This is a genomic window from Mycobacterium simiae, from assembly GCF_010727605.1.
GTDB lineage: Bacteria > Actinomycetota > Actinomycetes > Mycobacteriales > Mycobacteriaceae > Mycobacterium > Mycobacterium simiae.
In genome coordinates this window covers 2,473,452-2,495,945 of record NZ_AP022568.1, presented here as the reverse complement: position 1 = coordinate 2,495,945, position 22,494 = coordinate 2,473,452, and the positions used below count along the sequence as shown (strand labels likewise).

Sequence of the window (22,494 nt, the reverse complement as noted above, 5' to 3'; positions counted from 1 at the left end):
TCTCTCGTGTCGTGGCCACCGCCGGCCACGTCGATCATGGCAAGAGCACTCTGTTGCGCGCCCTGACCGGCATGGAGCCGGATCGGTGGGAAGAGGAGCAGCGGCGGGGCTTGACCATCGACCTGGGCTTCGCCTGGACCACCTTGCCGTCCGGCCGTGAGGTGGCCTTCGTCGACGTGCCTGGCCACCAACGCTTCCTCGCCAACACCCTGGCCGGCCTCGGGCCCGCACCGGTGGTCTGCTTCGTTGTCGCCGCGGACGAGGGTTGGCAGGCGCAGTCCAGCGACCACCGCGACGCACTCGCGGCGCTGGGTATCGAGCACGGACTGATCGCGGTCACCCGGGCCGATCGAGCTCCCGATCGCGCCGCCGCAGTCCTGGCCCAGGCCCGCGACGAGCTGGCCGGCACCGGGTTGTGCGATGCGCCCGGCGTCGTGGTCTCGGCCGTCACCGGGATCGGGCTGACCGAGCTGCGTGACACCCTCGACGAGGTGCTCGCGCGGCTGCCCGCGCCGGAGACCACCGCGCGGGTGCGTCTGTGGGTGGACCGATCGTTCACCATCACCGGCGCGGGCACCGTCGTCACCGGAACCCTCACGGCCGGGACCGTAGCCACTGGCGACCGGCTCGAGCTGCTCGGTGCCGAGCAGCGTCAGTCGGTGGTGATTCGTGGTTTGCAAAGCCGCGGCGAGCCCCGCCCCGCGCTGGGTCCGGTGGCGCGCGTCGCGCTGAATCTGCGCGGAGTATCCCGTGCGGTCGTTCAGCGCGGGCACGCGCTCGTCACCCCCGACGCATGGCCGAGCACCGGCACCCTCGACGTTCGCCGCACCACCGGCGGCCCCCTGACCGAAGCGCCGGCGCAACTCGTCGTGCACGTCGGGACCGCGGCCGTGCCGGCGCGGCTACGGCCGTTCGACGCAGACCACGCCCGGCTCACGTTCGGCCGGCAGCTGCCGCTGGTGCTGGGCGACCGGCTGGTGCTGCGCGACCCGGGCGGCCACCGGGTACTGGGCGGTGCCCGGGTGCTCGACGCCGACCCGCCGGCGTTGCGCCGACGCGGCGACGGCACCCGCAGGGCGGTAACCCTGAGCGGAATGGACGCCGCCGGAGACCTGGCGTCGGAGGTGGCCCGCCGTGGTGCGGTGCGAGCAAGCCATCTGCGTCGGCTGGGTTTACCGGCGTTGCAGACCACGGCGCCAGCGGGGGTGCGGATCCTGGACGGCTGGTGGGTACACGGCGCGACGTATGAAGCCTGGCAACATCGCCTGCGCGCCGCCGTTGAGGAGCTGCATGCTCGAGATCCGTTGGCGGAAGGGATTTCTCGCGGCGCCGCCCGCGATCTGCTGGCTCTGCCGGACGCGGCGCTGCTGGATGCGGTCATCCGGGACGCGGGCCTTGAGCAGCAGGGCGGCCATATCCGGCTGGCCGGCGCACGCGACGATCTGGGCGACGCCGAGGTGGGGGTGCGGAAGTTGGAAGAGCGGCTGGGTGCCGATCCTTTCCATGCACCGGAGGCCGACGACCTGGCGGCATGGCGGCTGTCCGCCCGCGAATTGGCGGCGGCCGAGCGGGCCGGCCGGGTGCTGCGGCTGCGCGACGGAGTGGTCCTGCTGCCCACCGCCCCCGCGCTGGCAATGCGCGAGCTGGCCCGCCTCGAGCAGCCGTTCACCACCAGCGCGGCCCGGCAGGCACTCGGCACCACTCGACGGGTGGCCATTCCGCTGCTGGAACACCTCGATACGCGGGGCTGGACTCGCCGTGTGGACGCCGGTCACCGCGAGGTGGTGCGATGAACCGGAGTTTGGTTGCCGCATCGGGCATTGACGAGGCTGTCGGATGATCGTCGTCGTCGGGGCGGGGATATGCGGGCTGGCCGCCGCCTACGAATTGTCCCGGGGCGGCGAGCGCGTGGTCGTCTTTGAGCGCGGCGAGCCCTTCGCCGAGCAGTCCGCGGGACTGGCACGCATCTTCCGCATCGCCCATCGGCGCCCAGCGCTGTGCAGGCTCGCGATGCGGGCCCGTGACGGTTGGCGACGTTGGGAGAGCGAGTTGGGTGCCGGGCGGCTGCTCGGGTCCGAAGGTTTCATCGCGGCGGCCCCGCCGGCGGCGACGGTGGCGGCGCTGACCGAGGCCGGCGCCGACTTCTCCTGGCTCGACGGCCCCGGCATCCAAGCTCACATCCCGTTCGTGGCAGCTCACTGGGCGGCCGGGGTCTTCGATCCGCTGGGCGGCAGCCTGCGCATCCGCCGGGCACTGACGGCATTGGCCGCCCGGGTCGAGATTCGGCGTGACCGCGTGGTCTCACTCGGCGACGACGGCTCGGTGCGTCTGGCGGATGGCGCCGTCACCCGTGGCGACGGAGTTTTGGTATGCGCAGGCGCCCAGACCACGGAACTGCTGGGTCCACTCGACGTCGAGTTCGCGCCGCACACGCGATTCACCTACCAAGGCGCCGACGCCACCGGCGCCGCCTGCCTGTCGGCGCCCGAAGGGTACGGGCTGCCGCTGGGCAGCACCGGCCGTTGGGCGTTTGGACAGGAGTCGCCGGACCCGGCCGGCGTGCGGGCGCTGTTCCCGTCGCTGTCCCCGGTGGGGCAGGTCGACTGCGTCACGGTGCGTGCGCCGTGGCTCGATGCGGGCGGTGACGGATGGCTGGCCGTTCGCCGGGGCCGCGTGGTCGGGTTCGTCGGCAGCAACCTGATGAAATTCGGGCCGGTGTTGGGCGAACTGCTCGCACAAGCCGCACTCGGCGACGGGCTGCCCGGTGAGTTGGCCCTCTGATGAGCCCGAGTCGGTCGGACGCGACGACGATAATGGGCCGGGATGGCCGCCAATCAGCAAGGGAGCACAACATCCGCTCGTTGAAGAAGATCCGGCTGCCGATGCGTGTGCTGTCGTTGCGCACGATTGTCATCGTCGCGCAGTTGGGCGTGATCGCCCTCGTCGTCACGCTGGGCGTCTGGGTATGGGTGGGGGTCACCAATGACCAATACAGCCAGCTCGATCGCCGCCTGGATTCCGTCAGCAGCCTCGGGGATATCGACACGCTGCTCAACAGCCCCCAGCAATCCGGCCCCAATCGGCCCACGCCGGACGGCAACCTGGTTCGTACGGTGCGCGTCGGGCCCGTGACGGTGTCGTTGCCCAGCGACATCGTGCTGCCCAAGCTTGCCAACGGATATGCCAACACCACTATCAACGGTGTGCAGTACCGCGTGCGCACCTTTGAGGCCGGGCCGGCCTCGATCGCGTTGGCCGCACCGTTGGCAGAAGCCCAGCACCGCATCAACGAACTGCACTTGCGTGTGCTGCTGATCTGTGCCGGCGTCATCGGCGGCACGTTCCTGGTCGGCTGGGTGATCTCGTTGATCATGGTCAATCCCTTTGTGCTGCTTGCCCGGCAAGCCCGCGCGATCAACGCCCAGTCGAGTCCGGACGAGGTCCAGGTTCGCGGGGTGCGGGAGGCCGTCGAAATCGCCGAGGCGGTCGAACAGATGCTGGCCCGCATCGGCAACGAGCAACAGCGCACCCGCGCGGCACTGGAGTCGGCACGCGACTTCGCCGCCGTCGCCTCGCACGAATTGCGCACCCCGCTGACGGCAATGCGCACCAACTTGGAGGTGCTGTCCACCCTGGAGTTGGCCGCCGAGCAGCGCCAGGAGGTCATCGGCGACGTCATTCGGACCCAGAGCCGCATCGAAGCGACGCTGACGGCACTGGAACGCCTGGCGCAGGGTGAGCTGACAACCGTTGATGACTTCGTCCCGTTCGACATCACCGAGCTGTTGGATCGAGCCGCGCATGACGCGCTGCGTATCTACCCCGACGTGGAGGTGTCGCTGGTGCCGTCGCCCACGGTGTTGATGGTGGGCTTGCCTACGGGTCTGCGGCTGGTGATCGACAACGCGATTGCCAACGCCGTCAAACACGGTGGTGCCTCCAAAATTCAACTCACCGTAGGCAGTTCCAGCAAGGGTGTGGAAATTGCGATCGACGACGACGGTGCCGGCGTTCCCGAGGATGAACGCACCGCAGTATTCGCACGCTTCTCCCGCGGCTCGACGGCGTCGCGTTCGGGTTCGGGGTTGGGCCTGGCGCTGGTGGCTCAACAAGCCGAATTGCACGGCGGGACGGCATCTCTGCACGCCAGCCCGCTGGGCGGGACGCGACTGTTGTTGCAGCTGGCGGGTGACGGTCGCGGTCCCGCTTGACGGGGTGTGGTCGAAATCAACAGCGTTGCAAAGGATTCAAAGTGATGGCGGTTATTTGTCACGGGTAATTGCGAATTTATAACGACTCGGCCAAGAAGATTTGCATTCGATATGTGCCCGGCTAGTCAGGTTGACCCGCGTCGCAAGCGCACATACCGTCGACCAGAACCCAGGCGTGGCCCAACAATGATGTTGGTGGACTGTGTATTCGCCTGTGTGTGAGCGTGTTACGCCGATGTCGACTAGCACGAGTCGGGGCGCCTATCGGAACGTCCCCCAGGTAAACGACCGAGGGAGGGACCGATGCAACTCATGGAGCAGCCCGAGCGACGGGCGACGCAGCGACGGTCCGCGTCGTTGCGGGAGCGGTTGGACCCGGTATTTCGCCACGACTTGTCCGCGTCGCTGGTGGTCTTCCTGGTCGCGCTGCCGCTGTCGCTAGGAATCGCCATCGCGTCCAACGCGCCGGTTCTTGCCGGTCTGATCGCTGCGATCGTCGGCGGGATCGTGGGCGGAGCTATCGGCGGTTCGCCGTTGCAGGTCAGCGGCCCGGCAGCAGGCCTGACTGTCGTGGTGGCCGAGCTGGTCGGCCAATTCGGCTGGAAAATAACGTGTTTCATCACAGTGTGTGCGGGGATCATGCAGGTTCTACTGGGCCTCAGCAGGGTGGCACGGGCCGCGTTGGCGATTTCGCCCGTCGTCGTGCACGCGATGCTGGCGGGGATCGGGATCACTATTGCGCTTCAGCAAGCGCACGTATTGCTCGGCGGGGAGTCCAAAAGCACGGCTTGGAACAACGTCGTCGAGCTGCCACACCAGATCGCCAATGCGCACAAGCCAGGAGTCCTGTTGGGATTGGTTGTGATTGGCATCATGGTGGCTTGGCGGTGGATGCCCGCCAAAGTGGCTGCCGTGCCCGGTCCGCTGGTTGCGATCGTGGTGGTGACGGCCGTTTCACTGGCGTTCCCGTTCCGGGTTTCCCGGATCGAGTTGGACGGGTCGGTGTTGGAAGCGGTGCAGCTGCCGGGGATACCGCAGGGGAATTGGGCCGCCGTCGTCGTCGGCATCATCACGGTGACGCTCATCACCAGCGTGCAGAGTCTGCTGACTGCGGTATCGATCGACCGACTGCACCACGGCCCGCGCACCGACTTCGACCGCGAGTTGATTGGGCAGGGTGCCTCCAACATCGTTTCCGGTGCGCTTGGGGGACTTCCCATTGCTGGAGTCATAGTCCGCAGCGCGGCAAATGTCCACGCCGGCGCCAAGACTCGCGCGTCAACGATCATGCACGGGGTCTGGATCTTGGTGTTCGCATTGCCGTTCGCCGGATTGGTGGAGCAGATTCCGACCGCGGCACTGGCCGGGCTGTTGATCGTCATCGGGATGCAGCTGTTGCAGCCCGCGCACATTGAATCCGCAATGAAGACAGGCGATTTCACTATCTATCTGGTGACCGTCGCGGCGGTTGTCTTTCTCAACCTGCTGCACGGGGTCATGATCGGCTTCGCCCTGGCGATCGCCCTCACCGGTTGGCGGGTAATCCGCACCAGGATCGATGCCCAATTCGCGGACGACGAATGGCGGGTGGTCGTCGAGGGAGCGTGCACTTTTCTGGCTCTGCCTCGGCTGACTCGGGTGCTGTCGTCGATCCCGGAGCGCACCAATGTCACCGTCCACCTGCTGGTGAGTTATCTGGACCACGCCGCGCATCAGGCGATCAGCGATTGGCAGCGACAGCACCACGCGACCGGCGGCACCGTGGAGATCCACGGTGCGGTGGAGGTGGGACGCTCGATGCCGCCGCAACCCGCCCGGGAGGGGTCCTAGAGTCAGGCCGTCGCCTTGCGGGCGATGTGTTCGTGCACGCAATCGATGAACGCGTTCGTTGCCGCGGAACGTAGCGCCGCCTGTGGTGCGACGAGATGAACCTCTCTGCGCAGCACCGCGCCCTGTACCGGAATCAGGACGAGGCTGGCATTGGTTTGCGCCCGATTGCGTGCCACCGATTCGGGCAGCAGCGCCACGCCGAGGCCCTGGCACACGAAATGTATGACCTCGTCGACGCGGGTGACTTCGAATGCGACGCGACGCTGAATTCCGGCAAAGCCGCGGTCGGTCTCGTGACGGAGCCCATAGCCCGGCGGGAAGTCGATGAAGGGCAGCTCCGCCAACTCACCGAGTGAGACCGACGGGCGGGCGGCGAGCAGATGTTGTATCGACAGCACCGCGACGAGCGACTCGGAGAACAAGTGGTCGAAGGAGATCTGGTCGCCCGATCGCGCCACATTCGAGCCGACGATGGCCACATCGAGCTTGCGGTCGCGGGTGGCTTGGACGAGAAGGTCGCTGCCCCCGCTGCGTAGCGTCACCGACACGTCGGGATAGCGCGCGTGGAACATGGCCATCAGGGCGGCCATGTCCAGGCTTTCCGACGGGATCTCCATCATCCCGACGGTCAGTCGCCCCGTCACCGTTCCGCGCAATGCCTGCGCATCCACGATGATCTGATCGACTCCCGCGATGACCTGCCGCAACAACGGGACAAGGGATTCGCCGGCCGGCGTCAGCGAGACCGATCGCGTGGTGCGGTTGAAGATCTGCACACCCAACTCGCTCTCCAGCTTGCGCACCTGCTGACTCAGCGCGGATTGGACCACAAAAAGACCGTCCGCCGCTCGGGTGAAACTCCGTGTTTCAGCCACGGCCAGCACGTAGCGCAGCTGCTGCAGATTCAAATTAATCACCTTCAATGATTGATCAGATCATATCTATGCGCTGGACGCCTTAGTAGCGGGCATCGAGAATTGGCGCATGTCCTTTGCTGCCTCGCGCGACGACCGGACAGCACCCCGGGTTGCCGTACGCGCCCAGGGCGGCTTACGCACCAATGACTGCTCGTCGGTCGGGGTGCGCGAAGGCGTCGAGGCCGAGCTGCGGGCGTTGCCCTTTCTCGGCACGCTGACCTGTCAGACCAAGACGGTCACCGCGGGCGCGGTCGAGGAATTGACGTTCATCTACACCGTCGGGCAATCGGGTATCGCCGACAGCGGATGGCTCAAGCTGTGTTTCCGCTATTACTCCGACTGGGACCTGCAGACCACCGAGCCGGCCGGCCGCGATTTCGCGAGCGCAAGGCTGATCAGTCGGTCGGTGATCGGGGGAGCGTCGCCGGATAGCGCAGCCACCGTCCAGCGGCTGACCACCCGCTACGACGTCAAAGGCGGCGAGCGGCCGTTCCAGAAGTCGCTTTTGGTGCACGTCGAGGACGGCTACCTGCGGCCGGGCGATGTCATCGAGATCCGGCTGGGCGACCGGCGTTTCGGCGGCCCGGGCACCCGGGTTCAGACCTTCGTCGAGGACGACTTCGAGGTGCATCTGTTCGTCGACCCGCTCGGTACCTCGCGCATGGCGCACGCGGCCGTCGCGACACTTGCGGTCGTTGCGGGCCCGCCCGTCGCGATCGAGGTCCGCGGGCCGCGAGTGGTGGGTCCGCGCACGACGACGGTGCAGCTGCACGCGCACCTACGGGACCGTTGGGGCAACGCCTGCCGAGACGTGGCCGCGCGGGTGCGGGCGCACGCCGCGGGCGCGGCTGACGAGGCGCCGTTGGCCACCGCACGCACCCCGGTGGTGGGGTGGGCCCATGCCCGGCTCAGCGTGCCGGTGCACGCGGGTGCCATCGAGGTGAGCGCGCGAACGGAGATGGCGACGTTCGGGCCAACCCCCGCCGAGATCGACGTCGTCGCGGATCTGCCGGCACCGCGCGCGTTTTTCTGCGATCTGCACGTGCACTCCAACGACACCGTCGGCACCCAGAGCACCGACTGGAACCTGCGCTACGGGCGGGACATCGGCGGTCTCGACGTCCTCGGCTACACCGCGAACGATTTTCAGATCACCGACGGCGCGTGGTCGGCAGTGGTCGAGGCGTGCCGCGCGGTAGCCCAGGACGGTCGGTTCGTGTGCTTCCCCGGCGTGGAATGGTGCGGGAACGCCGGTGTCGGCGGCGATCACAACGTCGTCTTCCTGGGCGAAGACACCACTGTCGCTAGGTCTTTGGAGTGGCGCCAAGGCATGTCCGCGACCGCGCCGGTGCCGCAGACCTGGCCCATCACCGAGCTGTACGCCGCATACGAGAAGGACCCCGACGCGTACTTGTTGATTCCCCATGTCGGTGGCCGCCGCGCGGTGCTCGATTGGCATCATCCGGAATTGGAGCGGCTGATCGAGGTGCATTCCAGCTGGGGCAGCAGTCCGTGGTTTTTCGAGGACGCACTCGCCCGCGGACTCAAGGTCGGCGCCAGCGCCGCCAGCGACGAACACCGGGGCCGGCCGGGCGGTGGCGCGCCCGGCGCCAACATCTTTGGCGGCCACGGCGGTTTGACCGGCGTGCTCGCCGAGCAACTCACCGCCGAGCACGTCGGTCGTGGGCTGCGGTCGCGGCGCACCTGGGCGACCACGGGCAGCCGGTCGGTGGCGCTGCTGCGCAGCGGAGACGACTGGATGGGGGATGAAATTCTCACCGCTGCCGACGAACTCGACATCACCTACGCCGCGTACGGTAGCGCCGGCTGGGATGAGCTGGCGATCCACGACACCCACGGTCCGCTGTGGCGGCGTGATCTCAACGCCGAGTCCGGATTATCGGAATCACTGTTGCGGATTCGCTGGGGTGGTGCACGGCACCGCGACCGTTACCGCTGGGCGACCTGGACGGGCCGGCTGCGCGTCACCGGCACCGAGCTCGACACGGTCACGCCTTGGGCCGCAGTGCATCCCGAACAGGCGCTCGAACGTAGCGGTCAATCGGTCAGCTGGCATACCGCCACCTACGGTGCCGACATCGGCATCATTGTGCGCGTCGCAGACCTCGCCCGGGCGACCCTGCACCTCGACACCACGGTGATCGAAGACGATCACCACACCACCATGACCATCGCCGGTTCCGAACTGATCGAGCGGTCGTGGCGCGAGCAACGCGCGGGCGGACTCAATCTGCGCATCCGGGCCGAACGCATCGCCGACCCGGCAACGCTGCCCAGCACCGTCACGGGGGCGCTCACCATGAGCCTGCCGCGCCAGCACAGCGCGGTCTACCTGCGCGCCAGCCAAAGCGACGGACACCAGGTCTGGACCAGCCCGCTGTTCGTGACCCGGCACACGGGGGAGCGACGGTGACGCGGCATTCCGTATTGACGCGGCGCCGCCACGTCGATTTCGTCCGTGTCACCTGCGCCTCGTGTCCCTGTTCGGCCGCCGGCCGCTGACCCTGCCCGGCGCTCCGGACAATCCCAAATACCCACGAACATTCTCGGGAGATCCCGTGTCAATCTCGAAATATGCCTATGCGACAGTGACTTTCGCGACTTTCGCGACTTTCGCGACTTTCGCGATAGTCGCGGTTACGGCCCTGGCCGGATGCGGCGGGAAATCCCCGACATCGACGTCGTCCCACGTCACGCTGCGGCTTGGCTATCTGACCCGAATCACGCACGCGTCCGCGCTCGTCGGCATCGACAGCGGGGCATTCGCGCGCAACCTCGGCCCCACCGTCGACTTCGCCCCGCAAGCCTTCAGTCAGGGCACCGCGGAAACCACCGCGTTGTTGTCGGGTCAACTGGACGCCGCCTACATCGGGCCGAACCCGGCGTTCAACGCCTGGCAGAAGTCCAACGGCACCGCCGTCAAAATCGTCTCCGGATCCGCCGCGGGTGGCACCTCGATGGTCGTGAAGCCGGGCATCACCTCGGCCGGCGACCTGCGCGGCAAGACGGTCGCCGATCCCGCGCTCGGCGGCGCCCAAGATGTCAGCCTGCGGGACTGGCTGCGCAAGAACGGGCTGAAAACGAATCCGCAGGGCGGCGGGGACGTCCACGTCAAACCCACCACGCCCGAGTCGGCCATCGTCCAACAGTTCATCAGCAATCAGATCGACGGCGCCCTCGAGTCCGCGCCCTACGATGTGCAGCTGGTCAACGCCGGTGGCGTGCGATTGTGGTCGGACCCGAATACCATCACGATTCTGGTTGTCCGCCAAGAGTTTCTGTCCGCCCACCCCGGTGTGGTCGCGGGTCTGGTCCGCGGTCAGATCGCGGCCAACGACACGATTCACAGCAACTCTGATGCGGCCGCCCGATCCGCCAACGCCGTCCTGGCCAAGGCGTTGGGTACCGGGTTGTCGCCCGAGGTGCTGAGCGCATCGTTTCAGGAGACGACCTTCACCAACGATCCGGGCGTGCAGTCGCTGCGCGATCAGATCGACAAGGGCGTTGCCGTGGGCCTGTTACAGCCGCTCAATCTCGATGGCATCTTCGATCTCGGCCCGCTCAATCGCGAGCTTGCGGCGGCCGGCCAACCGGCGGTGGCGGTGTGAAAACCGCGGCGGCAGTGGCGGACATGGCCGAAGCTGGCGCGGTCGGGCAGCAGCCGCCACGGCAGCGCCCGGCGCTGCGCTTGGACCACGTGGCCAAGCACTATGGACGGGGTCGGACGTCCGTCGCCGCGCTGGGGCCGTTGTCACTCACCGTCGGGATCGGTGAGTTCGTCTGTGTGGTAGGTGTTTCCGGCTGCGGTAAAAGCACCTTGCTGTCGCTGATCGCCAAGCTCGACAGTCCGTCCTCCGGTTCGGTCGACACCGGTGCACACCGGGTCGCGATGATGTTCCAGGAGCCCGCGCTGTTCCCTTGGCTGACCGCCGCGGGCAACGTCGAACTCGCGCTGCGCGCACGTGCGGTGTCCGGCCGGCAACGGCGAGAGCGTGCCCGCGAGTTGCTGGACACTGTCGGCCTGGCGGACTTCGCCGACAGGCGGCCGCACCAGTTGTCCGGCGGCATGCAACAGCGGGTGGCGCTGGCGCGTGCGCTGGCCCAGGATGCCGACGTGTTGTTGATGGACGAACCGTTTGCCGCCCTGGACGCGCTGACCCGCGATCGCCTGCAGGGCGAGCTCGAACGAATAGTGCTGTCCCGCAACCTGACCGTGGTCTTCGTCACCCACAACGTCCGCGAGGCGGTGCGGCTCGCCGACCGGGTGGTCCTGCTCAGCGAGAGACCGGCGACCGTTGTCGAAGAGTTCGCCGTGCCGCTGCCGCGCCCCCGGGACATCAACACCGCGGAGGTCGCGCAGCTTGCCGCATACGTCACGGCGCGACTCGAGCATGGCGGTGTCCGACCGTGACGGCGAGCACGGACGCCGCCGGCGTCATCGATGGGGCCCGGCCCGCCGAGGCCGGACGGCGCGCGAGCAGCCGGCCGAGTCTGCGCATGGTGGCGCGGGCCGTCGGTCCGAAGGTGGCGGCCATCGCGGTGTTCGCCGGGATGTGGCAACTGCTGGTGTACAGCGGATGGCAGCCCTCGTTCGTGCTGCCCGGGCCGGTCGCGGTGGCGCAGAATCTTTGGCACCAACTGCATGGCGTGCTGCTCTGGCAGGCCATCGCGACCACGATGAGCCGCGCGCTCGCCGGATTTGCGTTGGCGGCCGCGATCGGCTCGGTTACCGGAGCGCTCATAGCTCGAAATCGACTGCTGCGCGCCGGCATAGGTCCGTTGGTCACCGGCTTGCAAACCATGCCCGCGATTGCCTGGTTTCCGTTCGCCATCATCTTCTTCGGCCTGCACACCTCGGCGATCCTGTTCGTCATCGTGATCGGCGCCGCGCCTTCCGTTGCGGTTGGAGTGGTCTTGGGCGTCGATCACATCTCGCCGCTGTTGCTGCGCGCCGCAACGGCGCTGCAGCTGCGATCGATCGCCCTGTACCGGCACGTGATCCTGCCCGCCGCGCTGCCGATGTTCGTCGCCGGTCTCAAGCAGGGTTGGGCCTTCGCCTGGCGAAGTCTGATGGCCGGTGAACTCGTTGTGCTAGTGGCCAATACGTCGTCGATCGGCGTGTTACTCGAGACCGCGCAGAACCTCACCGACATGCCTTCGGCGATCGCGATCATGACGGTGATCCTGATCATCGGAATCGTGGTCGACGCCGTGTTCAGCATCGCGGATCGGCAGGTCCGCCGGCGCTGGGGCCTGCTGGTCGAGCGATGACAGGCAAGGACAAACCGCTGCGGCTCTGGGCCTTCGGCGACGCACACGTGGGCACCGACAAGACCCATGGTCGAGACAGCCTGGCGGAGGCCATCATTCACTCCGAGCGCGGAGGGCCCGATGGCGCGCCGTCCTTCGACTGGGACGTGGCCATCGACGTCGGAGACATGTCGGGCGCCCATCACAGCCTGCCCGACGACAGCGAGGGCCGCGAGGTCGCGGACCAGTTTCGTGCGCTGCGGCGGCACCGCCGCGAGGATGTCTACAGCGTGTGCGGCAACCATGACCGCAGTGGCCTCAAGGAGCCCGAGGCGTGGTGGTGGCGCAAGTGGGTGGACCCGCTGGGCGAGCACACCGAAACCTCGGGGGTGGATGCACGGGCACGTCGTTATCCGATCACGGGCAGCTGGGAGCGTTACTCCTTCCGGGTCGGCAATCTGCTTTTTCTCATGATGAGCGACCGCAACGAGCCGACCCAGCGCGTTGGCCGGGGAACGCTGGGCGGAAATCCCGGCGGGGTGGTCAGCGGCGAGACCTACCGGTGGTGGCAGGACATGGTTTTGGCGCACCCCGACCTCAACATCGTGACGGTGCACCACTACGTCCTCAAGGACACGACCGTCGCCTCGGGGGAATGGGAAGGCGTGCGCAAGGGCGACGACGGGCGGTGGCACGAGCACTACCACCGGCCGTTTGCCGACGGCACCCCCAACGGTGCGTCCTATCTCTACTGGGTCGACAGCCGGCCCGACTCCGCGCGATTCGAGACGTTCCTGGCCGAGCAGCCGGGTCGGGTGGCGATGTGGCTTGCTGGGCACACCCATACCCATCCCGACGACGACCACGGTGGCAAGACCCACATCGAACAGCGGTGGGGCACATGGTTCCTCAACGTCGCCTCATTGAGTCGGCACCACATGCCGCTGACCACGCTGCCGATCAGCAGGTTGTTGACCTTCACCCCGGGTAGCCGTGCGGTACGGGTGCAGTGCTACCTCCACACCAACCAGCACGCGGCGCAGGGCTGGTATCCGCCCGCGCAACGCATGATCACCTTGCCCCGGCCGTTCCGCTGGTGCGTTACAGCGGCGCCTGGTCGGTGAGGTTGAGCATCACGTAGGCGAGGCAAAACAGGAAGTTAAGCACGAGCAGGATCATCCCGGCGAACAACAGGGAGCGGGTGCCCTGGCGTTGCAGTTGCCGCAGCTTCGCGTTGCGTTCGTCGCGTTTCATCCGGGTCGCGATCAGGGCGAAATTGACGTCCGTGACTTCCTCGTCGCTCACCGGCATGCCGGCGAGCATCTGCTGCAGCCGAACCGGCCCGGTGTCGACACCGACGTCCGCGAAAGACCGGCACATGCGCCGCGCCCGGCGCTCCCCAACGATCTGATATCGCATATGCAACCGATGCGGTAGCTGTCCTCGTCCGTTACCACAGGGATTCGACGCGGTCGTCACAAGCCGGAAGTCTAGACCCGATCGTGACTTTTCGCGGCCCGCTCGCCGATTAATTCAACCGGGTGAATTCGCCGGGTTACGGTATGCCGCCGTGCATCCGGTCCGCCTCCGGCAGGTCTAGGTAGCGCTCCAGATTGCGGTGCATGTTGATCACCCGACGCTCCTCGCTGGAGAGCACGACGTGGGTGAATCCGGGCTGATGCATGCCGCGCTGCAGGCCGGCCAGGACACGGATGTCCTGGGTGAGCACCACCCCGGGCTCGGACTGTTCGGCGGGCACCCGGACATCCGCCGGCTTGCTGCGCACCGCGCCCGGCGGCATCCGGGTCATCAAGAACATGACCAATTCCCCTTTGTCGGGATTGAGCTCGGTGCCGGGGCGTGAGCACATGACGGTCAGGTGGTCGGCGTTGGCGAGCAGGGTCATGTTCGGGAACACGTTGTACTGGTGCAGCCTGGTGATGCGATCGGTGTCGGCCCAGTCGAGGTTCACGCCGCGGCTGGCGGCAAATGCCCGGGTGTGCGCGGCGATCAGGTCCGCAACGGTTTGACCGGCCCGACGTTCGTGGGCCGGGAAGGGCGTCCCCGCGGCTGCGCCCATCAGTGCTCCCTGTGTGTAAACGTATGCGTCCCAGACCTCTTCGTCGGAGAGCGCGCCGTCAAAGCGCGGGCTTGGCACACCGTAAGGCTGGTCGGACTTGCCCGTATGGCCCCAGATCTGTTGCGGGGCATGGATGTCGTCAACGCAGCGCAGCAACTCCGGGTGCAGGGTCTGTATGTGGTAGGTCTCGCTGTAGCCGTCGGCGATCGTCTTCCAATTCGCGTCGACCTCGACGCACAGCGTCGCGTAGCAGCGGAAGTCCTCGAGGTGACACCACGCGATGTCGTCGGGCATCGCTTCCAGATACTGAAGTAACGGCATCGCGTCGGGGTCCAGATTGACGAAGACCAGCCCCGCCCACGTCTCCACCCGCACGGGCACCAATGGGAAGTCGGACATCCGCAACGCGCCGAAACCTTTGCGGTTGGGCACGCGCTTGAGTGTGCCGCCCAGGTCCCAGGTCCACCCGTGATAGCCGCACTTGAGTTCGTGAAGTCCCGAACCCGACCCGGCGCACAGCGAGTTGCCACGATGGCGGCAGACATTCTGGAATGCGCGCAGGCCGGCGCCGGGGGCCTGCGGGTCGTGCACGATCAGCACCGCGTACGGGCCGCAGCGGTACTCGAAGTAGTCGCCCGGCTGCGCGACATGATCGACCATGCAGGCGAGCTGCCACACCTTCGGCCACAGTCGGTCGGTCTCGAGTTGGGCGAAGGCGGGCGAGTAGTAGCGCTCGGCCGGGACCAGCGTCGGACTCTCAGGCGGTGTGCCGATCGCATCCTGTCCGACGCGCGCGCGGGTGGATGCCGGGTTGCCCGCCGCTGCCATCGGGCCGGGCCTCAGCGTGCTCCGCGCACCAGCCGGCCGGGCCGGGCACCGGTGTCGACATCCATGCGCCGGGTCACGGTGCCGCTGACGATGGTCGCCGCGTAACCGGTTGCGCCCTGCAGGATCCGGTTACCGCCCGCCGGCAGGTCGAAGGCCATCGCGGCGGGATGTAGCGTCAGCGCGTCCAGGTCTATGACGTTGATGTCGGCCTTTTTGCCGGGTTCGATGGTGCCGCGGTCGGTCAGCCCGAACAGGTAAGCCGTGTCTCGGGATTGCTTGCGGATCACATACTCCAACGCCAGCTTGTCGCCTCGGTGCCGGTCGCGCGCCCAATGGGTGAGCAGGAAGGTCGGGTAGGAAGCGTCGCAGATCATTCCGCAGTGGGCACCGCCATCGGAAAGGCCCAGCACCCCGGCGGGGTGCAACAGCATCTCGCGGATCGCATCGTGGTTGCCGTCAGCGTAGTTGAACAGCGGCAGCATCAGCATCGCGGTCGCGTTCCGCTCGAGCATCAGGTCATACAACGTAGACAGCGGATCCTCGCCGCGTGCCTCGGCGATCGCCGCGACGGTGCGGTCGGGTGTCGGCTCGTAGTCGGGCGGGTCACCGAGGGCGAAGAGTCGTCCCAGGGAATGCTGCACCAGCGCGAACATGCCGTCGAACAGCAGCGTCGGGTCGGCGGGCAGGTCGTGTTCGGCCAGAATGGCGGACTTCACCGCGGGATCGGCCAGGCGCTGTGCGAGCTCCTCGCGCCCGCACTCGGCCCTCAGCCGTCGATAGGTGGGACGGTGGCTGAAGCCGTGGTGGCCCTGGAACCCGATCATCATGCCGAACGGACGCGCGGCGACCTGCGGGTACAACCGGCTGCCGGCGGCGTGCGCGTCCGCGGAAAGGTCCAGCATGTCGCGCCACAGGGTGGGGTCCGCGTCGACCTGGATCAGCGCGAACGACACGGGCCGATCGATCTCGCCGCTGAGCCGGCGCATCCAGTCCAGTTCTTTTTTGGGGGCGACGATGTCCTCACCGGCGGACCCCTGCGGGGCCAGCTCGAAAACCGCTTGGCCGCCGGCGGCCATGGCGCGGCCCAATCCGAACAATTCGTCCTCGGCGGCAAACGTGCCTGGAACCGGCTCGCCGTCCATGGCGCGGTGCCCCATCGTTCGTGATGTCGAGAAGCCGAGTGCGCCGGCTTCGATCGCCTCCCGAACCAGCCGCCCCATCGCCTCGATGTCCTCGGGTGTGGCCGGCTCGTTGCGCGCGCCCCGGTCGCCCATCGCATAGGCGCGGATGGCCCCGTGCGCGACTTGGCTGCCCACGTCGATCGAGAACTGCTGTTTGCCGATCGCGTCGAGGTACTCGGGGTAGGTCTCCCATCCCCAGGTGATGCCTTCGGTCAACGCGGTGCCGGGGATGTCTTCGACACCCTCCATCAACTCGATCAGCCACTGTTCGCTGCCGGGGCGTACCGGGGCGAAGCCGACGCCGCAGTTGCCGGTGACGATCGTCGTGACGCCGTGGCCGCTGGACGGCTCGAGCAAGCTGTCCCAGCTGACCTGCCCGTCATAGTGAGTGTGGATGTCGACGAAGCCCGGGGCCACCACACGCCCTGTCGCATCGATAGTTTCGGCGGCCTCTGCGCGGTCCAGGCCGCCGGTCCCGGAGTCGGTCCCGCGGCGAACGACGTCGACGATCCGGCCGCCCTTGATGGCGACGTCGGCGAGGTAACGCTGCGCACCTGTCCCGTCCACGACAGTCCCACCGGTGATCTTGAGGTCGAGCACGGGTCTCCTCCGAGTGTGTTCGGGGTCGCCATGGGCTGGCAGGCCGGAGTTGGTGGACGCGAGACCGGGGGGCGCCCGGCCTCGGTCAGCTCATTACGCTACGCCTCGTTGCGTAAATAGTGAAGATTTCGAGAAGAGTTGAACCAATCCGGCCGCCGAGTCGTACTTCCCGGTTGGGTGCGTTGACAGCCCTGTACAAGTTGCACCCACACCAGCTGCATGGATGAATTGCCCTCAGCCACTTGGTTCGACGCTGTGTGGCGTTTCAGGCTGTGCGGCGCAATGGAAAGGACGGTGGGCATGGGGCCCGCTGATCGCGAACAGGAGCCGGCCGAAGGGTCTGGCGAAGCACCACCCGAGCAGCGCCATTTCGCGCTCACCCGCCGTGGTGCGCTGCTAGGCATGGGGGCGGTCGCCGGTGTCGCCGCCGTCGACGTCGGCGGATTCGCCTACGCGGGCGGATGGTTACGGCCCGACGACCTGACACCCCCACGCTTCGCCGATCGTTTCGAACAGGTCTTCGGCCGGCACGAAGGCTTCCGCCGTAACCATGCCAAGGGGCTCAGCGCGACCGGATCGTTCGCCAGTACCGGTGCGGGCGCAACCATCTGCCGAGCCGCGGTCTTCCGGCCCGGCAGCGTCCCGGTGGTTGGCCGGTTCTCGCTGGGCGGTGGTGTGCCCAACCAGAGCGACAAGCCGGACACGGTCCGCGGTTTGGGGCTGATGTTTCAGACCTCCGACGGTCAGCAGTGGCGCACTGCGATGGTGAACTTCCCGGTGTTCACCGACCGCACCCCGCAGGGCTTCTATGAGCGGTTGCTCGCATCCAAACCCGTTGCGGCGACGGGCAAACCGGATCCGGAGAAAATGGCCGCATTCCTGCAACAGCACCCGGAGACGGCCGCGGCGTTGAAGATCATCAAGCAGACGCCGCCCAGCATCGGGTTCGTGGACACCACCTTTCACGGTCTGAATGCGTTCTACTTCACCAACAGTGCCGGTGAGACGGTTCCGGTGCGCTGGACGGCCGTGCCACAGCAGACCGGCCAGCCGGCGTCGACGGGCAAGGACTATTTGTTTGACGACCTGATCCACGCCGTGGCGCAGCGGCCGCTGGCGTGGAAGCTCATCCTGACCATCGGTGAACCGGGTGACCCGACCAACGACGCCACCAAGCCCTGGCCGCAATCGCGGCGGACGATTGAGGCCGGCACCATCAACATCACCGCGGTGCAGACGGAGGAAGCCGGCAACGCGCGCGACATCAACTTCGACCCGACGGTGCTTCCCGACGGCATCACCATTTCCGACGACCCGCTGCTGGCTGCGCGATCCGCGGTGTACGCGCGGTCGTACACCCGCCGCGCCGAAGAGTCGAAGTCGCCCAGCGAAGTCAACGTGGGCCAGGTGCTGTCATGACCGAAGAAAAACTCGAGACAGCCTCCACCGCAGCGCGATTCACCATCCCATCGCGCTTCCTGCACTGGACGATGGCCCCGATGGTCATCGGCCAGCTGTTGATCGGTGTGATCATGATCGCGTCGCTGGCGTACTACCCATTGCTGTTGGCGATCCACCGTCCGCTGGGCGTCGCGATTCTGATCTTCGCCGTGGTGCGGCTGGTCAATCGGCTCACCCACCGCCCGCCGGCGTTCCTGGCGACCATGAGCCGCGCCGAGCGCAAGGTCGCGACGTTGTCGGAATATGCGTTGTACGCGCTGCTGCTGACCCAGCCCGTGATCGGTTGGGCCACACTGTCAGCTGCCGGGCTGCCGGTGACCATGGTCGGCCCTGTTCGTCTACCCGCCATCGCGCCGCGCAACGCGGATCTGTACGCGGTATTGCGGGAGTGCCACGGCATCTTCGCCTTTCTGTTGTTCGCCGCGTTTACCGCGCACATGTTGGCGGTCCTATTTCACACGCTCGTGCTACGGGACCGATTGCTCGATCGAATGGCGCTGTGGCCCAGCCGGTTCAGCGGTAGACGCGATGACGAAGACCTAAACGGCGCATGAACGACGGTCGACGGAATCCGGGCAACACCCTTCCTGGTAGCGTCGCGGCTACCCTGTGCCACAGGGCTAGCGCTATCGTCGCTGTATGCCCGATGGTCAGTCGCTGGCAACGTTTTTACGAGCCCGCCGCGATTTGCTGAAGCCGGCCGATGTCGGCCTCGCCGAAGGGGAGCGCCGGCGGGTGGCGGGGCTGCGCCGCGAAGAAGTGGCAATGCTGGCTGGCATCAGCGCCGAGTACTACCTCAGGCTCGAGCAAGGGCGGGAGCGTCAGCCATCCGATCAGGTGCTGGAGAGCTTGGCCAGTGCCCTACAGCTCAATGACGATGCCACCCAATACCTGCGCAACTTGGCTCGGCCCGCGCCACGGCGCCGGCGCCGGGCCGCGACGTCGGCCGAGAAGGTCGACCCCGGTCTGCAGACCTTGATCGACAACTGGCACCTGACCCCGGCCTACGTGCACAACCGGAATCTGACCATCGTCGCGTCCAACGCGATGGCGTGTGCCCTGACGCCGTTCTTCGCGCGCGGGGTCAACCATTTACGGGCAGTTTTCCTGGAGCCCTCGTTGCGCAACTGGATCGTCAATTGGGAAGAGGTCACGGCGATCCTGGTGTCGTCGCTGCGGTTCAACATCGCCGAAGACAAGTCGAATGATCCCGAACTTCAAGCGTTGATCGGCGAACTCAGCATCGCCAGCCAACGGTTCCGCACGCTATGGGCCCGTCAGGACGTGAGGCAGAAGACCAGCGGCCCGGCGATCGGCGACCACCCGCAAGTGGGACTGCTCGAAATGCGTTACCGCACATTCGTATTGCCCGAGAATGGGCAGGTGCTGGTGACCTACTATGCCGAACCGGGCAGCACCACCGAGGACAGGCTCCGATTGCTGTCCACCCTTGTCGAACCGCGGCCGTCGCTCTGAGACACCGCATCCACCGGCTGATCGTCGTCGGGCTGATCATCCATACCTGCGTCGAGGCGACCATGCGATTCGGCGCTGAACTCCGCTAAGCCAGCTCGATCCTCACCACCGAGGAAGTGGTGCACAGGATCTCGGTATTGACCGATCGGTCGACCACCGGGTCGGCCCAGCCGCCGAGTCGTTCGGACAACCTCGATGAGATCGGCTGTCAATATTCACCTTTGATCCACCTCCGCGAAGCCAACGCGCCAGTGGCTGGCCAGACGGTTGAGCAGCGGCCGGGGCTGAGAGGGAGATAGACATGATCAAATTGGCTTGCCTGGACATGGCGGGCACTACCGTGGTGGACTCCGTCGCCGACCTTGCCGCCTGCATCGCCGCGCACAACCACGGGGCATCGCGATGACGATGGCGACTACCCGCGGGGTCCGAGCTGGGCTCGACGAAGCGCCGGTGAGCCGGTTCCACCTCAAGGCCGCGGTGACCGCGGGCATGGGATTCTTCACCGACTCCTACGACCTCAACGTCATCGGCACCGTCACCCTGCTCGTCAAACCCGAGTTCCATTTGTCGGCCGGCCAGGTCGCAGCGCTGACTAGCTCGACCCTGCTGGCGGTCGCGGTGGGTGCGTTCCTGTTCGGCCGCCTGGGCGACCTACTGGGCCGGCGCCGGGTCTACGGGCTGGAAGCGGTGTTGATGATCGTCGGTGCACTCGCCTCGGCCGTCGCCCCGACGTTTACCGGCCTGCTCGTTGCGCGCGTCGTCCTGGGGATCGGCATCGGCGGCGACTATCCCGCCTCCGGGGTGATCATGACCGAGTACGCCAACCGGCGTAATCGCGGCCGGCTGGTCGGATTGACCTTCCTGTTCTACGTTCTCGGTCAGGTTGCGGCGGACCTAGTCGCGCTGGCGGTCGTGGCCGTGGGCACCTCGCCGACACTGGCCTGGCGGCTAATCCTGGGTTTGGGAGCGATCCCGTCGTTGCTGGTGTTGTGGAATCGCCGCCATATGCCGGAATCGCCGCGGTGGACGTTGGTGGTCGCCGGCGACGTCGGCAAGGCCGCGCAGGATCTCGCCGCTTCTCCGGGCAAGCCGTACGGGCCAGTGACGCTGACCACATTCCGACGGTGGTCACGCTGCGCAAAGCGTTGCGCTCGCGGTCTTTTCAACTTACCCTGCTGGGCACCGCCGGAAGCTGGTTCTTCTTCAACGTCGCCGTGTACGGGAACGCGGTGAGCCAGCCGTTGCTGATCAAGAGCATCGCACCGCGCACCAGCATCGTGACGAACATGGCGGTCAACGCCGCACTGGTCGTGTGCTTCAGTCTGGTCGCCGCCCTCGTCGGTTTGGCGTTGTTGGACCGGGTCGGCCGTAAACCATTGCAGATGTTCGGTTTCGGTCTCTCGGCACTGTCAATGGGCCTGATCGCGGCGATACCGGGGTTGACGTCGACGGTCGCGCCGTTCGCGGTGATCTTCGGATTGTCGCTGTTCGGAATCGCCGTGGGGCCGAACTACACGACCATGCTGCTGGCCGCCGAGTCTTTTCCGACCGCGATCCGCAGCACGGCACACGGGATCTCGGCGGGCATCGCCAAGGTAGGTGCGTTCTTCGGCGCCCTGATCACCCCGATCGCCCTCGCCCACCTCGGGCTGCGCCCCACGCTTCTGATCGCCGGCGCAAGCTTCGTGCTGGGCATCGTGGCCACCACGCTGGTCGCCGAACCCAGGGGCGTCGCGCTGGACAGCGCCGGAACCGCGGACCCGAACGGACCCGCCGGCAACGAGATTGCGTCGTCGACCTCGCAGCCGGTGTCGGCATGACGGCGGTCAACGGCGCGGTGGAAGGCCGGTACGCACGCTGGGACGGGGTGGGTAAGCCGATCACCGTGGTATCGACCAGTGGGCGACCGATCCCGGCACCACCATCGTCGCGGTGCCCGACAGTGTCCCGGACCCGGCGCGGCAGGAAACGGCCGGCCGCGCCCGTGGCCGACCTGGTCATCGGCGATCCCGCGGAGGCGCCGCTGGTTGACGTCGCCCTGGAACTGTCGGGCCACCCCGCCGCGGTGCAGGCCTGCATTACGCATCTGGACGTCGGGGGTCGGGCCGTGCTGGCAGGATCGGTGGCCGCCGCCCCGTGCATCTGCGCGCGGCCGTCGACTTCCTCACTGCTCACCACCGCCTCAATCAGTCTGTCCCACAGCGTAATCCGCTCGACTAGTACGGCGAGGACTGCTGGGCCAGGTTCAGCAGCGCGTAGGCGGCGCAGAGCAGGAAGTTCAACGCCAGCAGCGTCATCCCGGCGATCAACAACGAGCGCATGCCCTCGCGCCTCATCTCGCGATACTTTGCGCTACGGCTTTCCCGGTCGATCTTGGCCGCGATCAACGCAAATCTGACATCCGCTTCCTCACTGGCCGCGACCGGGGCGCCGGCCAACATGGCCCTGAGCCGATCCGGGGAGGTCTCGACGCCGACGCGTGCGAAGCGGTCACAGAGTTTCCGCGCCCGCCGACGGCCGAGGACTTCGCCGCGCATGTCCAATTGATGCGCGAGTTTCCCTCGCTCACTTCCCCACGAGGCAGGCCGATTCATCATATGCCGGAGCCTATTTCGGTTGCCGACTTGCTGGGGAGG

General features: G+C 67.0%; 19 protein-coding genes. 14 read left to right on the top strand and 5 right to left on the bottom strand.

What is annotated here, in order from left to right:
- The first annotated feature begins 11 nt into the window (after nt 1–11).
- The 4 genes from selB (at nt 12) to G6N33_RS11530 (ending at nt 6,041) form a co-directional block, all read left to right on the top strand.
- Entirely contained in the window at nt 12–1,793 is a 1,782-nt protein-coding gene (selB, locus tag G6N33_RS11545; RefSeq protein WP_101528378.1) for a selenocysteine-specific translation elongation factor, read from the top strand.
- Nucleotides 1,794–1,836: 43 nt separating this feature from the next.
- Nucleotides 1,837–2,781, top strand: coding sequence for an NAD(P)/FAD-dependent oxidoreductase (locus G6N33_RS11540; RefSeq protein ID WP_044509219.1), 945 nt, complete (start codon nt 1,837–1,839; stop codon nt 2,779–2,781).
- A gap of 101 nt (nt 2,782–2,882) precedes the next feature.
- Nucleotides 2,883–4,211 (top strand): sensor histidine kinase, encoded by a 1,329-nt coding sequence (locus G6N33_RS11535; RefSeq protein ID WP_044512648.1) that lies wholly within the window; start codon nt 2,883–2,885, stop codon nt 4,209–4,211.
- A gap of 312 nt (nt 4,212–4,523) precedes the next feature.
- Nucleotides 4,524–6,041 carry a SulP family inorganic anion transporter gene (locus G6N33_RS11530; RefSeq protein WP_044512650.1) on the top strand — a complete coding sequence of 506 codons (1,518 nt, stop codon included), beginning with the start codon at nt 4,524–4,526 and terminating at the stop codon, nt 6,039–6,041.
- Between the two features lie 2 nt (nt 6,042–6,043).
- Here the strand turns inward: G6N33_RS11530 and G6N33_RS11525 are convergent, their stop codons facing one another.
- Complete coding sequence (locus tag G6N33_RS11525; protein WP_044512652.1) at nt 6,044–6,949, bottom strand: LysR family transcriptional regulator; 906 nt, start codon at nt 6,947–6,949, stop codon at nt 6,044–6,046.
- Between the two features lie 76 nt (nt 6,950–7,025).
- On the opposite strand from G6N33_RS11525, the gene G6N33_RS11520 reads away from it, so the two are divergent.
- The 5 genes from G6N33_RS11520 to G6N33_RS11500 all read left to right on the top strand — a co-directional run bounded on the left by G6N33_RS11520 (nt 7,026) and on the right by G6N33_RS11500 (nt 13,353).
- The gene (locus G6N33_RS11520; protein WP_101528379.1) at nt 7,026–9,392 is read left to right on the top strand and encodes a CehA/McbA family metallohydrolase domain-containing protein; all 2,367 of its coding nucleotides are present in this window, start codon (nt 7,026–7,028) and stop codon (nt 9,390–9,392) included.
- A gap of 145 nt (nt 9,393–9,537) precedes the next feature.
- Nucleotides 9,538–10,587, top strand: coding sequence for an ABC transporter substrate-binding protein (locus tag G6N33_RS11515; protein ID WP_232069469.1), 1,050 nt, complete (start codon nt 9,538–9,540; stop codon nt 10,585–10,587).
- A 74-nt stretch (nt 10,588–10,661) separates the two neighbouring features.
- Nucleotides 10,662–11,390: an ABC transporter ATP-binding protein gene (locus G6N33_RS11510; RefSeq protein WP_044512654.1), complete on the top strand. Its 729-nt coding sequence runs from the start codon at nt 10,662–10,664 to the stop codon at nt 11,388–11,390.
- Nucleotides 11,387–12,250 (top strand): ABC transporter permease, encoded by an 864-nt coding sequence (locus G6N33_RS11505; protein ID WP_231382530.1) that lies wholly within the window; start codon nt 11,387–11,389, stop codon nt 12,248–12,250. The genes G6N33_RS11510 and G6N33_RS11505 overlap by 4 nt, the downstream gene beginning before the upstream one ends.
- A complete protein-coding gene (locus tag G6N33_RS11500) occupies nt 12,247–13,353 on the top strand; it encodes a hypothetical protein (protein WP_044509220.1) in 1,107 nt (368 codons plus the stop codon). Before G6N33_RS11505 ends, G6N33_RS11500 begins: the two co-directional genes overlap by 4 nt.
- Here the strand turns inward: G6N33_RS11500 and G6N33_RS11495 are convergent.
- From G6N33_RS11495 to G6N33_RS11485, 3 genes are all read right to left on the bottom strand, one after another.
- A complete protein-coding gene (locus G6N33_RS11495; protein ID WP_163771508.1) occupies nt 13,331–13,609 on the bottom strand; it encodes a hypothetical protein in 279 nt (92 codons plus the stop codon). The two genes, G6N33_RS11500 and G6N33_RS11495, sit on opposite strands and share 23 nt — an antisense overlap.
- Nucleotides 13,610–13,784: 175 nt before the next feature.
- Nucleotides 13,785–15,137 (bottom strand): aromatic ring-hydroxylating oxygenase subunit alpha, encoded by a 1,353-nt coding sequence (locus tag G6N33_RS11490; protein WP_044509222.1) that lies wholly within the window; start codon nt 15,135–15,137, stop codon nt 13,785–13,787.
- 11 nt (nt 15,138–15,148) lie between these two features.
- Nucleotides 15,149–16,918, bottom strand: coding sequence for an N-acyl-D-amino-acid deacylase family protein (locus tag G6N33_RS11485; protein WP_044509223.1), 1,770 nt, complete (start codon nt 16,916–16,918; stop codon nt 15,149–15,151).
- A 300-nt stretch (nt 16,919–17,218) separates the two neighbouring features.
- Between G6N33_RS11485 and G6N33_RS11480 the strand changes: the two genes are divergently transcribed.
- The 5 genes from G6N33_RS11480 to G6N33_RS11460 all read left to right on the top strand — a co-directional run bounded on the left by G6N33_RS11480 (nt 17,219) and on the right by G6N33_RS11460 (nt 21,678).
- The gene (locus G6N33_RS11480) at nt 17,219–18,337 is read left to right on the top strand and encodes a catalase family peroxidase (RefSeq protein WP_331271340.1); all 1,119 of its coding nucleotides are present in this window, start codon (nt 17,219–17,221) and stop codon (nt 18,335–18,337) included.
- A complete protein-coding gene (locus G6N33_RS11475; RefSeq protein WP_044509224.1) occupies nt 18,334–18,933 on the top strand; it encodes a cytochrome b in 600 nt (199 codons plus the stop codon). Before G6N33_RS11480 ends, G6N33_RS11475 begins: the two co-directional genes overlap by 4 nt.
- Before the next feature lie 85 nt (nt 18,934–19,018).
- Complete coding sequence (locus tag G6N33_RS11470; RefSeq protein ID WP_044509225.1) at nt 19,019–19,855, top strand: helix-turn-helix transcriptional regulator; 837 nt, start codon at nt 19,019–19,021, stop codon at nt 19,853–19,855.
- 402 nt (nt 19,856–20,257) lie between these two features.
- Nucleotides 20,258–21,091 carry an MFS transporter gene (locus tag G6N33_RS11465; protein WP_081662136.1) on the top strand — a complete coding sequence of 278 codons (834 nt, stop codon included), beginning with the start codon at nt 20,258–20,260 and terminating at the stop codon, nt 21,089–21,091.
- Complete coding sequence (locus G6N33_RS11460; protein ID WP_155945922.1) at nt 21,088–21,678, top strand: MFS transporter; 591 nt, start codon at nt 21,088–21,090, stop codon at nt 21,676–21,678. Before G6N33_RS11465 ends, G6N33_RS11460 begins: the two co-directional genes overlap by 4 nt.
- Before the next feature lie 396 nt (nt 21,679–22,074).
- Here G6N33_RS11460 and G6N33_RS11455 read toward each other — a convergent pair whose 3' ends face one another.
- Nucleotides 22,075–22,455 (bottom strand): hypothetical protein, encoded by a 381-nt coding sequence (locus G6N33_RS11455; RefSeq protein WP_231382531.1) that lies wholly within the window; start codon nt 22,453–22,455, stop codon nt 22,075–22,077.
- Between the last annotated feature and the right edge of the window lie 39 nt (nt 22,456–22,494).